Source organism: Campylobacter sp. CNRCH_2016_0050h (genome assembly GCF_025772605.1).
In the GTDB taxonomy this organism is placed as follows: Bacteria; Campylobacterota; Campylobacteria; order Campylobacterales; family Campylobacteraceae; genus Campylobacter_D; species Campylobacter_D lari_D.
Window position 1 is genome coordinate 63710 of the sequence record NZ_JAKMSK010000004.1, and the last position, 14879, is coordinate 78588.

Consider the following 14879-nt stretch of genomic DNA (forward strand, 5'->3'; position numbering starts at 1 on the left):
AAAAATGAATTTAAAAGAACTAGACTTAAAACACATTTGGCACCCTTGCACGCAAATGAGCGATCATGAGTTTTTACCTTTAATACCTATAAAAAAGGCTAAGGGAGTGTATTTGTATGATTTTGATGAAAAATCATACATAGACTGCATTAGCTCTTGGTGGGTAAATATCTTTGGTCATTGTAATGAATACATCAATGAAAAAATCAAAGATCAACTTCAAAATTTAGAGCATGTCTTGCTTGCAGGCTTTTCACATGAGCCTATCATAAAGCTATCACAAAGGCTTTGTGAGCTTTTACCTTTTGATAAATGCTTTTTTGCAGACAATGGTAGTTCAGCCATAGAAGTGGCTTTAAAAATGAGTTTTCAATACCACTTAAACAATGGCTCTAAAAAGGATAAATTCTTATCGCTTAGCAATTCTTACCATGGAGAAACCTTAGGTGCATTAAGCGTTGGCGATGTAGCACTTTATAAAAAAACCTATGATCCTTTACTTTTAAAAAGTATCACAACGCCTGTGCCAACAAGCAAAGACTATACAAAAGAACTTGAAATTTTAGAAAGTATTTTAAAAAATCATCATCATGAAATTTGTGCTTTTATACTTGAGCCTTTACTTCAATGTGCGGGCAATATGCATATGTACGAGCTTGGGTATTTAGATGAGGCAGTTAAACTTGCTAAAGATTATGGCGTGCAAGTGATATTTGATGAGATAGCCACAGGTTTTGGACGCACAGGGGAGATGTTTGCGCTTGATTATTGCTCACAAAGTATTGATTATATATGTCTTTCTAAAGCTATCACGGGTGGGTATTTACCACTTTCAGTAGTGCTTACTAAAGATGAAATTTATGAGAAATTTTATGATAGTTATGAGAGCCAAAAGGCCTTTTTACACTCTCACTCTTACACAGGTAATGCCCTAGCTTGTGCAGCGGCTAATGCGACTTTGGATATTTTTGAAAAAGAAAATATCATCGCAAAAAATAAAATCAAAAGTGCTTTTATAAAAACTCAATGGGAGAGTTTAAAAGAATTTGACTTTTTAGGAAATTTTAGAAATTTAGGCATGGTAAGTGCATTTGATATACAAAAAAGCAAATACCAAAGAGCAGGACTTGAAGTCTTTCAAAGAGCCTTAGAAAAAGGCTTGCTTTTAAGACCACTTGGAAATACAATCTACTTTATGCCACCATATGTTATAAATGAAGATGAGATTGCTTATGTAGTGGAGTCTTTAAGAGAGATTTTCAAGGATTTTTGAAAGTTTTTCACACACTTTATCATCAAATTTTATGATAGGAATTTTAGCGTAATTGCTTATAAAATCCTTGCTAAAAGTATCTTGAGTTTTTAAGATTAAAGCAAGGATTTTAATATCTCTTTGTTTTAGTGCTTCTATGCTTAAAAGCGTGTGATTGATACTTCCTAGATAGTCTTTTGCGACTAAAATCGTAGGGTGCTTAAACGCACTCATATAATCAATCATTGTTTTTTCATCATCAAGGGGCGAAAAAAGCCCGCCAGCTAGCTCGATAATGAGTTTTTCACTTTGTGGAATTTGTATATCAAAAGCTTTATAATTTAAATTCTCTAAAATCCTACCTTTGTGCGGGGAAGCAGGGGTTTTTAAAAACACACCTTCTTTGAAAATCTTAGTTTTTGGGCTAAACTCAGCTACTACCTCGCTATCTTTTGGCGTGCCTGCTTGGATAAGCTTAAAATAATCAAAACCCAATTCCTTACAAAGTCTAGCACTAAGATAAGTTTTGCCAACATCTGTGTCTATACCACTAATGTATATTTTCATTTTAAACCTATGAAAGTATTTTTAAACCCACAGTGCAAGCAATAATAAGGGCAATTAAAAAAAGCTTTAAAAAGCTTTTACTTTCTTTATAAAAAAGTACCCCTATGATAACCCCGCCTGCAGTTCCAGCTCCTGTCCATATAGAATAAGCCACACTCATAGCAATGCTTTGCATACTAAGGCTTAAAAATCCAAATGAAAAAGCAAAACACACTATCAAAGCTAAAAGATAAAGCTTATTTTTAGTGCTTACAAGTTGTTTCATAATAATCACGCCAAAAATTTCAAAAGCGGTCGCTAAAAATAAAAAAAACCATTCCATTACTTAGCTTCCTTGCTAATGATTTTAAGGCCTATGATACTTAAAAGCAAAATGGCTATTAAAGTAAGCTTGGTAATAGAGCTTGGCTCATTGAAAATAAACATCTCATTAAGCACCACTCCAACCGTGCCAATACCTACAAAAACACTATAAGCAATACTTACTTCAAGTCTTTCACAAGCTTTTAAAAAACATGTAAAAGATATACAAACTCCAATGGCTGTTAAAGCATAATGCCAAATTTCAGTAGAGTATTTTAAACCACTTACCCAAAAACACTCAACCAAACCACCTAAAATTACCATAAACCAACCAAAATTAGAGCTTATTTTTGTTCTTTCAATCATAATCTACCTTTTTAAAAGTGCAAATTATAACCAAAATTACAAAATAATAAGCTCCTTGGTATTAAATTTTCTTACTTTCTACCTCTTTTAATATATCTTGAGAAATATCCCCTACTTCTTTAGTAGTTTCATTAGTAAAATTAGCTATTTTTACATTTTCTTTTGTGACATCTTCTAGTTGAATTATCGCATCATTGATTTGTGAAATACTTTGAGTTTGTTCATGCATTGATATAGAAACATCATTAACACTTTGAACTAAAATATTTACATTAGCTTCTATCTCACCTAAACTTCTTTCTGTCTTTTCAGCCAAATGACGCACCTCATCAGCAACCACAGCAAAACCTCTGCCATGTTCGCCCGCACGAGCAGCTTCTATGGCAGCATTTAATGCTAATAAATTTGTTTGTTCTGCTATGTCCTTGATCACATTTACTACTTCTTTAATATTTTCAGCTTGAGAAACAACCTCTGTAGTTTTACCTCCAACATTTTGCATAGAAATGTTTATTTGCTCTACTGCTTTTATGGATTTTTCCAAAGAATTTGATTGAGAATAAGTTCCATCAACAAGTTTTTGCATAAATTCTTCTAGTTTTTCACATTGTATAGTTAGTTTATGTGCAAATTTAGAAGAAGAAATCAACATCTTTTTGATTTCTGAACCTAAAATATTTGTTGTTATTTCTACACTTCCTTTTGCATTTTCAACCTGTGTTGAAAAATCTAAAGCCTTATAACTTTCAAGCACTCTATCAAGCTCGTTGATGTTTGATCCTATTTTCTCTTCTAAAATATCAAGCAATTCATTTAATACATTTTTTAACTCTATTAGTTGAGGATTTATAGGATCATTATCAATTCTAACAGATAAATCTCCAAGCTCTATCTCTTTCAACTTTTGAACACTTTCAAACACAGCCTTCTTATCTTGCTTTAAATTCTTTTGGATATTTTTTATACCATTATTGATTTCTTTACCAATAATAGCAAATTCATCATTTCCTTTGATATTTAAATCTATATCTTTCATATCGCCTTTGTAGTTTAAACTTTCAAAAAAATCTTCTAAAGCTTCTTTAATAAATATAATTTTCTTAAGAAAATGCTCTATCATACCGCCCAAAATAACGATAATAACAAGGACAAAAATCACACCAAATATAACTTGGGTAATTAAAAGTCCGTTTAAAACCTCATCATAATCACTCAAAGCATTAGAAGAACACAAAGTTAAAGAATTTTCTCCCATAATACATACAGCTAAGCGTTCTTGACCTTTAAGTTTATACAAAATCAAATCAGTAGTTTCATTTGGAGTTACACTTGCAACATTAACAAAATTTTTTAACACTTCTTTAACTTCATTGTCTTCATAAAAATCTATATTAGCAGAAGAATGAGCTATCATTTCCTTTCTTTCATTGATTAAAAACACATTATTACTTGCAGTAGTTTTTAATCTTCCAAAAGCATTGCGTATATCATCTAGAAAAAACTCACCTGCTAAAACTCCATAAAATTTCCCATCAATAACAATCGGAATTGACACTGACAAAGCTATTTTTTTAGTTACGACATCTAAAAAAGGTTCTGAAATGCTTACCTTATTTTTATTTTTTGCATTTTGATACCACACGCGTTCTCTAGCATCAAAACCATCTTTTTCTTGATTTAAAATAAAATGTTTTCCTTTAGAATTAATATCTACATCAATTAAGCTACCATCTTTTTAATACCCAACATAAATAGCATTAAAAGAATAAAAACCAAACATCTTTTCTAAAAAAGAACCAATATATTCCTCACTTACATTTTTATGTTCAATAATATTTGCAGCGATTTTTTTAATATTCTCTATCTTGGTATTGAAGTATAAATCTGAAAAATTTTTTCCATTTTTAACACTTTCTTGCTTTCCACTTACAATACTTTGAAGAATATCCGTTTTAGACGAATAATAATTTAGTCCAACAAAAATACCAAATCCAACAACCAAAATCAAAGCTGTGAAAAATGATATTTTCTTAGCTACAATAGTTTTAAACATTAAAATACCTCCTAATTTTGCAATAAATATAAAAACATTTTAATTAATTTCTAAAAAATTTTTCAAAAATAACACCTATAAAAATAAAAAGTAGAATTTTTGTCCTAAAAATACTCATTTATTAATTAAATTTTAGTTATATTTAATTTTTATTAAATATAATAATAATTTTAAAAAAGGAGTAAATAATGAAATTTTTAACCTGTAGTAAAAGAATTTTATTGACATTAACTAGTTTAATATTTTTACTAAGCAATAATGTCTTTGCAAAAGATTTTGAACCTATCATCGTTATACATGGTGGAACAAGTGGCTTAGGACTTACCAAAGAAGAATTTGCCAAAAGAGAAAAGGTAATGAAAGAATCTTTAAAAGCAGGTCAAAGCATACTTGAAAAAGGAGGAAGCTCGGTTGATGCAGTTATAGCCGCTATTAAAGTAATGGAAGATAGTCCTGAATTTAATGCTGGGAAAGGTGCTGTTTTTACCTCTGATGGATTTAATGAACTTGATGCATCTATAATGGATGGAAAAAATTTAAAAGCAGGTGCAGTTGCTATGGCTAGGACGATTAAAAACCCTATAGAAGCAGCAAGACTTGTTATGGAAAAAACACCCCATACTTTAATAGCAGGCGAGGGTGCTGATAAATTAGCCAAAAAACATGGCTTAGAAATAGTAGGACAAAAATACTTCTTTACAGAGCACAGATACAAACAACTTCAAGAAGCTAAAAAAAGCAAGGAAGTTTTATTAGATAGTGATAAGGCAAAAGCTCATCTTGGTGTAAGCACCGAGCCATATTTAGGCACAGTAGGTGCAATAGCTTTAGATAAAAACGGCAACCTAGCAGCAGGTACAAGCACAGGTGGCACTACAAATAAAATGACAGGACGCATTGGGGATTCTCCTATCATAGGAGCAGGAAATTATGCAAATAATGACTCAGTAGCAATTTCTTGCACAGGAACAGGTGATATTTACATAAGAGTAGCTGCAGCTCATGAAGTTGCATCTTTGTATAAATACAAAAAACTTTCAGTGCAAAAAGCAGCCCAAGAAACTATCAAACAAGTTGCAAAACTTGGTGGTACAGGCGGAATTATTTCAATAGATAAAAATGGAAAAGTTGGTTATGCTTGGACTAAAGATAAACTTGGAATGTATCATGGACAAGCAAAAATCGGCGAAGAGCCAAAAGTATTTTGGCCGCTTGGAAATTAACGCAGTTTAACTTTTTTAATGCCTCGAAGTTTAAAAATCTTTGAGGCTCCACTTTCAAAAAACTTTTCATCTATTATTTTATCTGCATTTTGCATAGCCCAATTTAGATCAAATTTTTTTCCATGAATGTTTGCAGAAGTAGAATAAAGCCAATCAAACTTTTTTAAAAATTCCTCATGAGTGCAATCTTTCACAACGCGTATTGCTTTAGAATTAGGATATAAAAAAGTAGTTTTTTTGGATTTTCTAATAGTATTTTTAAAATGATTTGGCACTCTTGTAAGTTTTTTAAGCTCACTAAATTTAGCTGTGGTAATCAAACAATCTTGCTTTAAGGGCCTTTTTTTTAAAGTATTAAGGGCTTTTAAGTCCTTACTTAAAAACCCTGCTGTTGTATCAGTTTGAGCAAGATAAATCATGTTTTTAAGTATTCTTGTAAGCTCTTTACTTCAAGACATGATTTATTTTGTATAGCTTTGATAGCTTTAATCCCCGCATAAGCTGCTCTTAGATTTGTAAAATATGGGATTTTAAAGCGTAAAATATTTGCTCTAATTTTTTTAGTGTCGCCTTTAAAACTATGCTCATCGCTAGTATTTATAGCAAGTTGAATTTGAGAATTTTTTAATTTATCCTCTACATTCGGGCGTCCTTCAGAAATTTTATGCACAAACTCACACTCCAAGCCCGCTTCTTGTAAAACTTTATAAGTTCCACTCGTAGCAATGATTTTAAATCCTAGCTTAATATACTCATTAGCTAAATCTACTGCATATTTTTTATCTTGCTCTCTTAGTGATAAAAACACATTACCACTTTCTGGTAAGAAATTTGAAGAAGCAAGTTGGCTTTTTGCATAAGAGTTATCAAAGTCTTTACTTACCCCCATAACTTCACCGGTTGAGCGCATTTCAGGTCCAAGCTCAAGATCGCTTCCGCTAAGTTTAGCAAAAGGAAATACCACTGATTTTACACTAATATGTTTTGGCTTTTTAGCTCTTAAAATTCCGTTTTTTTCCTCTACCACTTTAAAGGTGTCATAAAATTTCAAGCTTTCTCTTAAATTTCCTTGCCACATCACGCGTGTTGCAACCTTAGCTAAAGGAATTCCTGTAGCCTTACTCACAAAAGGCACGGTTCTACTAGCTCTTGGATTTACTTCTATCATATAAAGTTTATTATCATAAATAGCAAATTGTATATTTAAAAGTCCTACTACACCTAAATTTAAAGCAATATCTTTTGTTTTTTGCTCAATCATTTCAAGCATAGCTTCATCAATATTTACAGCAGGTAAAGAGCAAGCGCTATCGCCTGAGTGAATTCCTGCTTCTTCAATATGCTCCATAATACCTGCTACATAAACTTCTTTTCCATCACTTATCGCATCTACATCAAGCTCAGTTGCATTATCTAAAAACTGATCGATTAATACCGGAGATTTATCACTCACATCTACTGCTTCTTGCATATAAAGTCTAAGCTCACTCTCATCATGCACTACACGCATTGCACGACCACCCAAAACATAACTTGGTCTAACAAGCACAGGATAACCTATCTCATTTGCTTTTATAATCGCTTCTTCTACACTTATAGCTGTGCCATTTTTAGGTTGATTTATACCTAGATCTTCAATAAATTTAGCAAATTTCTTTCTATCTTCAGCTAAATCTATTACCCTTGCACTTGTTCCTATAATCTTTGCCCCAAAAGCACTAAGGCGTTTTGCAAATTTAAGCGGAGTTTGACCACCAAAATGCACTATCACTCCATCGGGTTTTTCTCTATCAATAACTGCTCTTAAATGCTCAAAATCAATTGGCTCAAAATACAAAATATCGCTTGTATCATAATCTGTTGAAACCGTTTCTGGGTTACAATTATACATTATAGTTTTTACGCCCATATCTTTTAGAGCAAAAGAAGCATGCACGCAAGCATAATCAAACTCAATGCCTTGTCCTATGCGGTTTGGTCCACCACCTATAATCATCACTTTTTTATCTTTTTTATCTTTACTTTCTTTTACTTGCGTAGCTTCATTTGTATTAATACTTGAGTATAAATACGGGGTCAGTGCTTCAAATTCTCCTGCACAAGTATCTACTTCACTATATTGAGCGATGATTTTGTGTTTAATTCTTGCATAATAAATATCATTTTGGCTTAACTCAAGATTATCTTTTTGATTAATTAAGCTAGCAATTTTTTTATCTGAAAAACCTAAGGTTTTAGCTTTTCTTAATAGTTGCTTATTACTTAAAATATCCATATCTATTTGATTTTCAAATTCCACTATTTCTTTGATTTGGTTTAAAAACCAAGGATCTATTTTGCAAAGCTCAAAAAGCTCTTGTGTGCTAAAACCTTCTCTAAAAGCTTGTGCTATATAAAGCAAGCGTTTTTCATTAGCTTGGCGAATTTTTGCTAAAAGCTCATTTTTATCACATTCTATAGTATCAAACCCACTTAAATTTCTCTCAAGTGAGCAAAGTGCTTTTTGAATGCTTTCTTTAAAAGTTCTCCCTATAGCCATAACCTCACCCACGCTTTTCATAGCAGTGCCAAGCTCTGTGCTTGCATTTGGGAATTTTTCAAAAGTAAAACGAGGAATTTTAGTTACGATATAATCAATTACCGGTTCAAATGAAGCAGGAGTTCCTGTGATATCATTTTTAATCTCATCTAAACTAAATCCAACTGCTAAAAGCGTAGCTACCTTAGCTATAGGATAGCCCGTAGCTTTACTAGCTAGGGCTGAAGATCTTGAAACCCTAGGATTCATTTCAATAACTATCATTCTACCATTAGTTGGATTGATAGCAAATTGCACATTTGATCCACCTGTATCTACTCCAATTTCTCTTAAAATAGCAAAAGAAGCATTACGCATCGCTTGGTATTCTTTATCAGTCAAAGTTAAAGCAGGAGCTATAGTAATAGAATCGCCTGTATGAACCCCCATAGGATCGACATTTTCAATAGAGCAAACGATAATACAATTGTCATTTTTATCTCTAATGACCTCCATTTCGTATTCTTTCCAACCAAGTAAGCTTTCTTCGATTAAAATTTCATGGATAGGGCTTAGCGCTAAAGCAGTATTTGCAAGTTCTGCAAACTCATCCATATTATACACCACGCCACTTCCTGCACCACCTAAGGTAAAAGAAGCTCTAATCATCAAAGGAAAACCAATCTCATCAACAGCTTTTAAAGCTTCTTCATAATTATACGCATACATAGATTTTGGCAAATCCATGCCGATTTTTTTCATACATTCTTTAAAAACTTGTCTGTCTTCGCCTTTTTTAATCGCTTCAGGATTTGCACCTAAAAATTTTACATCTGTAAGCTCGCCACTTTCATAAACTTCCATAGCAACATTCAAAGCAACTTGGCCACCCATAGTAGGTAAAATCGCATCGATTTTTTCTTTTTTGATAATACTTAGAATACTTTCTTTGGTAATTGGTTCTATATAAGTTGCATCAGCAAATTCAGGATCTGTCATAATCGTAGCCGGATTAGAATTGATCAAAACTACTCTATAACCTAGCTCTTTTAAAGTTTTTGCCGCTTGAGTTCCTGAGTAATCAAACTCACAAGCTTGACCTATAATGATAGGCCCACTGCCTATTAATAATATATTTTTTATATCTGTTCTTTTTGGCATGTATTTTCCTAAGCTGAATTTTTAGCCAAATTATAACAAATATAAGTTTTTTAGAAGTTGAATTTAACAAAGAATTTAGCTCTTAAAGAGCTAAATTTTATTGACGCTTACCAAAAGTTATAGCATAAGCTTCATTTCTTACATCAAATAAAGGATCTTGTGGTGGATTAACCCCTTGAGGTACATCCGAAGGAAAATATACATCAAAATTACAATCTTCATCGCTCAAGGCATTAACCTTAAAAGTCCCAACTAGACTTTCTTTGTGCTTACCACTCCATAAAGCCGTTGTTTCATTGGTAATATCATTTTTATTTGCATATACTAAATACATTTTATACTCAACCGGCTTATTAGCTTTTACACGATTTTGGAAATCTTCTTTTAAAAAATCACTACTCGCACTTTTCATTTGTGCTTCATTTAAATATGCCACACCTTCACTTGGAACTAATTTCCATCTTGCTGGTAAATAGTTTTCTCCGTTTGCTTGTTTAAAATAAAAAGTATGAATACTAAAAAATGGAGTATTTGCTACACTTTTACTAATGCCAATTTTATCAGTATATGCAGCAAAATTTCTATAAGAATCAACCTCTTGCATCATCTTGCTTATTTTTTCTTGATCGACTTTACCATTTACAGGAAGTCTCATTTCAAAAAACTGACCGAATTCTTTAGGATTTTTTGCGAAATTTATTTCTGTATTTAGCATAACCATAGTCCAAGAAGCAGAATCTTTAGGATCAGTAATTCTAATAGCCATACCTCTTGTTTTGCTTTTATCATCTTTAAAAGCTCCACCCAAAGAATATCTTACTTGGATTGGCAAACTTTTTTGTGTTAACAAAGGCACATCAACTTCTTTATTAATAGACAAAGCTGGCTCAAAAGTTCCCATAGCACAAAAGCCTTTTGCATGATTAACTTTTGCTTTTGGATTTTTAGGATCAGCATTAAGTTGATAAAAAATATCTGCTATTTTTTGTGCATCATATTCCACTTCATTTGCATAAATAGCACCACTTAAACAGCAAAAAGCTAAACAACTACTGATATATTTTTTCATTTAATCTCCTAAATTTTTAAAATTCGGAGATAATTCTAATATTTAATAGTAAATAATAATTTATATCAACTAAAATAAATAACTTTTTATTAAAAATTTTCTACCATATAAAAATAACTTGGTACTTTCATTTTTACATAAGGTTTAACATATGCATTTTGATAGGCGCCTTCTTCTTCTATTTTAAAAATTTCGCCCACTGGAATTCCTGAAAAGAAAATCTCATCTAAGCCACTTGTATAAACCTTATCACCCATTTTAAGTTCAAGCCATTTAGGAATATATTTAACTAAAACATAATCATTTCTACCATGAGCTATACCTGGCGCTTGTTCCTTACCTATATATACGGAAAAAATACACTCTTCATCACCTTGTAAAAGTCCCAAAGCTCTACCATTTTTTTCTATAACTATGCCTGCTGTATAGCCATTATAAATTAAGCCTTTAATTTTTCCTTTATAATCCACATCAAGCCAAACCTTATGATAATCGCTAATTTGAGCATAAGAAGTTGCCTTAACTAAACTAACATTAGGATAATAAAAACTTGAATTTTTATCACTTAAAATATTGTTTAATTCATTGGCAAAGTTTTTCATATAGATATTGTTTTTTTCAAGTTCAGCATTTCTTTCTCTTAATTTTTTAATTTCTTGAACTTGATTAAAATGCTCATTAAATTTATCTTTTAAAAGATTAATGCTTTGAGAAAACTGATTAACAATAGCAATATTTAAATCTAAAACATTTCGTTTTATTATATCTCCATAATAAAACGAAACAAACACTAAAAAAGATAAAATTAAAACACTAAGAATTTTACTCTTCATTCGTTAGTTGGTGCAATAAAGAAATTTCTTCCAAAGCTTTACCTGTGCCTTTTGCCACTGCTAAAAGTGGCTCATCAGCTACATATACTGGAAGTTTTACAATTTCAGATAAATATTTATCAAGACCGCGTATTAAAGCTCCGCCTCCTGTTAAAACAACACCATTTTCAACAATATCAGCTGCAAGATCAGGCGGCATCATTTCAAGAACGATTTTTAATGCATCAGCAATTTCTTTTAAATGCTCACGCATAGCCTCTCTTACATCTTCACTTGTTAACTCTATTCTATTTAACAATCCTGTTACTTGATCGCGTCCTTTAACTACCATAGAAAGCTCTTTTGGAAGTTGAACTGCTGAACCAATAGCGATTTTAATTTCCTCGCCCGTTCTTTCACCTATGACAAGATTGTATTTTTCTTTTACATAATTTACTATACTAGTATCAAGTTTATCGCCAGCTGTGCGGATAGATTTTGAAATCACAAGACCGCCTAAAGAAGTAACACCAATTTCAGTAGTACCACCGCCAATATCTACCACCAAGCTCCCTTGAGGCTCTCTAATTGGTAAATTTGCACCAATAGCTGCTGCCATAGGTTCTTCTATCAAAAATACTTCTCTAGCACCCGCACTTAACGCACTTTCTCTAACTGCTTTTCTTTCTACTTGGGTTAATCCATAAGGAACTGAAATGATAATTCTAGGTCTTAAAAAAGATTTTCTTCTATGAGTTTTTTCTATAAAATAACGGATCATTTTTTCAGTCATATCAAAATCAGCAATCACACCATCTTTCATAGGACGGATTGCTTCGATATTACCTGGGGTTTTTCCTACCATTTCCTTAGCTTCTTTTCCAACAGCTAAAATTTTAACCCTACCATATCTTTCACGCTCTACTGCAACAACCGAAGGTTCATCAATCACTATACCTTTATCTTTTACCAAAACTAAAGTATTTGCAGTACCTAAGTCAATCCCCATATCGCTTGAAAAAAATCCAATTATTTGATCTAAAATCATTCTCAGCCTTTAACTTTTTTATTTTTTATAAATAAAGGTTTTGCACCTTCTTTGATCACTTCTTTAGTAATTACTATGCTATATCCATTATACTCTGGCAAATCAAACATCAAATCTACCATCATTTCTTCAATAATACTTCTTAAACCTCTAGCACCTGTTTTACGCTCTAGCGAAAGCTTAGCAATCTCTCTTAGCGCTTCATCTTCAAATTTTAATTCCACATTGTCAATAGCAAAAAGTTTTTGATATTGCTTAATAATGGCATTTTTTGGCTCAGTTAAAATACGCACCATGCTTTCTTCATCAAGCTCTTCTAAAGAAGCAAGCACATGCAATCTTCCTATAAGTTCAGGAATAAGCCCAAAATGCACCAAATCATCAGGCTCTAGTCTTTGAAGTAAAGCTTCTTTTTCATCTTTTTTATCATCAGTAAAAAAGCCCATGACATTATCGCCTAATTTTCTTTTAATAATATCACTAATACCATCAAAAGCCCCGCCACACACAAATAAAATATTGGTTGTATCTATTTGTATGAAGTCTTGATTTGGGTGTTTTCTACCGCCTTTTGGTGGGATATTTACCAAAGATCCTTCAATAATTTTGAGTAAGGCTTGTTGCACGCCCTCACCACTTACATCTCTTGTAATGGAGCGATTTTCACCCATTCTTGCGATTTTGTCTATCTCATCGATAAATATAATCCCTTTTTGTGCTCTTTGCACATCTCCATCAGCAGCTTGCAAAAGACGAGTAAGGATATTTTCAACATCTTCTCCCACATAACCTGCTTCAGTTAAAGAAGTCGCATCACAAATTGCGATAGGAACATCTAAAAATCTAGCTAAAGTCTGTGCCAGTAAAGTTTTTCCACTTCCCGTTGGGCCTACTAATAAAATATTTGATTTTGCTAATTCTGTATCATCATCTTCTAAGTCAGATCTAAAAAGCCTTTTGTAGTGATTATACACCCCTACACTAAAGATTTTTTTAGCTCTATCTTGCCCGATAACATATTTATCTAAATATACTTTTAATTCCTTAGGAGTAATATCTTTAAAATTTTCTTTATCAACTTCTTTATTTTTTAATTCTTTTTCCTCTCCAAAGAAAATATTGCAGGCACTTTCGGCACAATACTCACATATAAAGGCATTATTATAATCATTTACTAAAATTCTTCTTTCACTTGTTTCTATTTCATTGCAAAAACTACATCTTTTAACCATGACTTTTTTCCTTATATATAGGAATTCCTCTTTTTGTTTCTAAGATAAAATTACACATTTTTTTCACATTTTCACTAGAAGTATTTTCTAGCAAACTTAAAGCATTATCTTTTAAACTTCCTTGTCTGAATAAAAATTTAAAAGCCTTGCTTAAAATATCCACTTCTTCTTTATCAAAGCGTCTTCTAATGCCTACTAAATTTAAACTTCTAATGCTTGCTCGATTTCCTTCAGCTAAGCAAAATGGCACCACATCTTGAGAAAGTGCACTAGCACCTGCTATCATACACCCCTCACCTACCTTAACAAACTGATGTATTGGAGTAAGTCCACCTACCACAGTATAATCTCCAAGTTCCACATGACCTGCTAAAGTAGCATTATTTGCTAAAATAATATTATCTCCAAGCAAACAATCATGTGCAATATGAGAATAAGCCATTATAAAAGCATTATCGCCTATTCTTGTAAAACCATCACCCTTAGCTGTACCTGAATTTATAGTAACAAATTCTCTAATAACTGCATTTTTTCCTATAATAACACCTGAATTTATCTCATCTTTATAAGATATATCTTGTGGAATATCTCCAACTATGGCATAAGAAAAAACTTTAGAATTTTCACCTATGCTTACATTAGGTAAAATTCTTGCACCTTGTTTGATGATAGTATTTGCACCTATATTGGCATTTTTTCCAACATAAGCATAGGCTTCTACTACAACACTATCTGCTATGATAGCTCCATCTTCTATAACAGCACTTGGATGAATTTTGCTCATCATTTATCTACTATCATAGCTTTAAGTTCAGCTTCTGCAACCAATTGTCCATCAACAAAAGCTTTTCCTTGAAAAATCCACATATTTCCACGATTTTTTACCACACTCATCTCATAATCAAGCCTATCACCTGGACGCACTGGATTTCTAAATTTAGCATTATCAATGCCTGTAAAATATACTACTTTAGTGCTTGGATCCACCTTATCATCCATGCTTTCAAATGCTAAAACCCCTCCAGTTTGTGCCATACCTTCTAAAATTAACACACCCGGGTAAATTGGATGATCTGGAAAATGTCCCATAAAAACATGGTCGCTTATACTAATATTTTTATAACCTCTAACAACTTCTTTATTTTTTAATTCTACGATTTTATCTACAAGTAAAAATGGATACCTATGTGGTAAAATTTTTTGAATTTGCATTACATCTATCATAAATTTAGCCTTAAAATATATTCAAAATTCAGATTTTACAAAAAAAATATT

14 protein-coding genes and 2 pseudogenes are annotated in these 14879 nt (G+C 32.0%); 2 read left to right on the plus strand and 14 right to left on the minus strand.

What is annotated here, in order from left to right; translation table 11 throughout:
- Positions 1–4: 4 nt before the first annotated feature.
- Positions 5–1273 (plus strand): adenosylmethionine--8-amino-7-oxononanoate transaminase, encoded by a 1269-nt coding sequence (locus tag L8X28_RS03085; RefSeq protein ID WP_263665486.1) that lies wholly within the window; start codon positions 5–7, stop codon positions 1271–1273.
- On the opposite strand, the gene bioD is transcribed toward L8X28_RS03085, so the two are convergent.
- The 6 genes and pseudogenes from bioD to L8X28_RS03115 all read right to left on the minus strand — a co-directional run bounded on the left by bioD (position 1247) and on the right by L8X28_RS03115 (position 4541).
- Positions 1247–1819, minus strand: a complete 573-nt coding sequence (bioD, locus tag L8X28_RS03090; RefSeq protein ID WP_263665487.1) for a dethiobiotin synthase — start codon at positions 1817–1819, stop codon at positions 1247–1249. The two genes, L8X28_RS03085 and bioD, sit on opposite strands and share 27 nt — an antisense overlap.
- A gap of 7 nt (positions 1820–1826) precedes the next feature.
- The gene (locus L8X28_RS03095) at positions 1827–2141 is read right to left on the minus strand and encodes a DMT family transporter (protein WP_087699706.1); all 315 of its coding nucleotides are present in this window, start codon (positions 2139–2141) and stop codon (positions 1827–1829) included.
- Positions 2141–2488: a DMT family transporter gene (locus L8X28_RS03100; RefSeq protein WP_087699708.1), complete on the minus strand. Its 348-nt coding sequence runs from the start codon at positions 2486–2488 to the stop codon at positions 2141–2143. The genes L8X28_RS03095 and L8X28_RS03100 overlap by 1 nt, the downstream gene beginning before the upstream one ends.
- Before the next feature lie 61 nt (positions 2489–2549).
- Positions 2550–3659: pseudogene (locus tag L8X28_RS03105) on the minus strand (methyl-accepting chemotaxis protein); the annotation flags it as partial.
- 105 nt (positions 3660–3764) lie between these two features.
- Positions 3765–4208: pseudogene (locus L8X28_RS03110) on the minus strand (cache domain-containing protein); the annotation flags it as partial.
- 15 nt (positions 4209–4223) lie between these two features.
- Positions 4224–4541 (minus strand): hypothetical protein, encoded by a 318-nt coding sequence (locus L8X28_RS03115; protein WP_263665488.1) that lies wholly within the window; start codon positions 4539–4541, stop codon positions 4224–4226.
- A 188-nt stretch (positions 4542–4729) separates the two neighbouring features.
- Here L8X28_RS03115 and L8X28_RS03120 point away from each other — a divergent pair, with 188 nt between their 5' ends.
- Entirely contained in the window at positions 4730–5764 is a 1035-nt protein-coding gene (locus tag L8X28_RS03120; protein WP_263659513.1) for an isoaspartyl peptidase/L-asparaginase family protein, read from the plus strand.
- Here the strand turns inward: L8X28_RS03120 and L8X28_RS03125 are convergent.
- From L8X28_RS03125 to fabZ, 8 genes are all read right to left on the minus strand, one after another.
- Positions 5761–6183, minus strand: coding sequence for a Sua5 YciO YrdC YwlC family protein (locus L8X28_RS03125; RefSeq protein ID WP_263665489.1), 423 nt, complete (start codon positions 6181–6183; stop codon positions 5761–5763). The two genes, L8X28_RS03120 and L8X28_RS03125, sit on opposite strands and share 4 nt — an antisense overlap.
- On the minus strand, positions 6180–9443 hold the full coding sequence (gene carB / locus L8X28_RS03130; protein WP_263665490.1) for a carbamoyl-phosphate synthase large subunit: 3264 nt from the start codon (positions 9441–9443) through the stop codon (positions 6180–6182). The genes L8X28_RS03125 and carB overlap by 4 nt, the downstream gene beginning before the upstream one ends.
- Positions 9444–9540: 97 nt before the next feature.
- On the minus strand, positions 9541–10512 hold the full coding sequence (locus L8X28_RS03135; protein ID WP_263660462.1) for a catalase: 972 nt from the start codon (positions 10510–10512) through the stop codon (positions 9541–9543).
- 89 nt (positions 10513–10601) lie between these two features.
- Entirely contained in the window at positions 10602–11345 is a 744-nt protein-coding gene (gene mreC, locus L8X28_RS03140; RefSeq protein WP_263665491.1) for a rod shape-determining protein MreC, read from the minus strand.
- Positions 11335–12372, minus strand: coding sequence for a rod shape-determining protein (locus L8X28_RS03145; protein ID WP_012662095.1), 1038 nt, complete (start codon positions 12370–12372; stop codon positions 11335–11337). Before L8X28_RS03145 ends, mreC begins: the two co-directional genes overlap by 11 nt.
- 2 nt (positions 12373–12374) lie before the next feature.
- Positions 12375–13604 (minus strand): ATP-dependent Clp protease ATP-binding subunit ClpX, encoded by a 1230-nt coding sequence (gene clpX / locus L8X28_RS03150; protein ID WP_263665492.1) that lies wholly within the window; start codon positions 13602–13604, stop codon positions 12375–12377.
- The gene (gene lpxA / locus L8X28_RS03155) at positions 13597–14388 is read right to left on the minus strand and encodes an acyl-ACP--UDP-N-acetylglucosamine O-acyltransferase (RefSeq protein ID WP_263665531.1); all 792 of its coding nucleotides are present in this window, start codon (positions 14386–14388) and stop codon (positions 13597–13599) included. The genes clpX and lpxA overlap by 8 nt, the downstream gene beginning before the upstream one ends.
- Positions 14388–14828: a 3-hydroxyacyl-ACP dehydratase FabZ gene (gene fabZ, locus L8X28_RS03160; RefSeq protein WP_039619275.1), complete on the minus strand. Its 441-nt coding sequence runs from the start codon at positions 14826–14828 to the stop codon at positions 14388–14390. Before fabZ ends, lpxA begins: the two co-directional genes overlap by 1 nt.
- Positions 14829–14879: the final 51 nt, after the last annotated feature.

What these genes read in the sequence shown, in the direction of transcription:
- L8X28_RS03085 (WP_263665486.1), top strand. Translation starts at nt 5, where the DNA reads ATGAATTTAAAAGAACTAGACTTAAAACACATTTGGCACCCTTGCACG.
- bioD (WP_263665487.1), bottom strand. Translation starts at nt 1,819, where the DNA reads ATGAAAATATACATTAGTGGTATAGACACAGATGTTGGCAAAACTTAT.
- L8X28_RS03095 (WP_087699706.1), bottom strand. Translation starts at nt 2,141, where the DNA reads ATGGAATGGTTTTTTTTATTTTTAGCGACCGCTTTTGAAATTTTTGGC.
- L8X28_RS03100 (WP_087699708.1), bottom strand. Translation starts at nt 2,488, where the DNA reads ATGATTGAAAGAACAAAAATAAGCTCTAATTTTGGTTGGTTTATGGTA.
- L8X28_RS03115 (WP_263665488.1), bottom strand. Translation starts at nt 4,541, where the DNA reads ATGTTTAAAACTATTGTAGCTAAGAAAATATCATTTTTCACAGCTTTG.
- L8X28_RS03120 (WP_263659513.1), top strand. Translation starts at nt 4,730, where the DNA reads ATGAAATTTTTAACCTGTAGTAAAAGAATTTTATTGACATTAACTAGT.
- L8X28_RS03125 (WP_263665489.1), bottom strand. Translation starts at nt 6,183, where the DNA reads ATGATTTATCTTGCTCAAACTGATACAACAGCAGGGTTTTTAAGTAAG.
- carB (WP_263665490.1), bottom strand. Translation starts at nt 9,443, where the DNA reads ATGCCAAAAAGAACAGATATAAAAAATATATTATTAATAGGCAGTGGG.
- L8X28_RS03135 (WP_263660462.1), bottom strand. Translation starts at nt 10,512, where the DNA reads ATGAAAAAATATATCAGTAGTTGTTTAGCTTTTTGCTGTTTAAGTGGT.
- mreC (WP_263665491.1), bottom strand. Translation starts at nt 11,345, where the DNA reads ATGAAGAGTAAAATTCTTAGTGTTTTAATTTTATCTTTTTTAGTGTTT.
- L8X28_RS03145 (WP_012662095.1), bottom strand. Translation starts at nt 12,372, where the DNA reads ATGATTTTAGATCAAATAATTGGATTTTTTTCAAGCGATATGGGGATT.
- clpX (WP_263665492.1), bottom strand. Translation starts at nt 13,604, where the DNA reads ATGGTTAAAAGATGTAGTTTTTGCAATGAAATAGAAACAAGTGAAAGA.
- lpxA (WP_263665531.1), bottom strand. Translation starts at nt 14,388, where the DNA reads ATGAGCAAAATTCATCCAAGTGCTGTTATAGAAGATGGAGCTATCATA.
- fabZ (WP_039619275.1), bottom strand. Translation starts at nt 14,828, where the DNA reads ATGATAGATGTAATGCAAATTCAAAAAATTTTACCACATAGGTATCCA.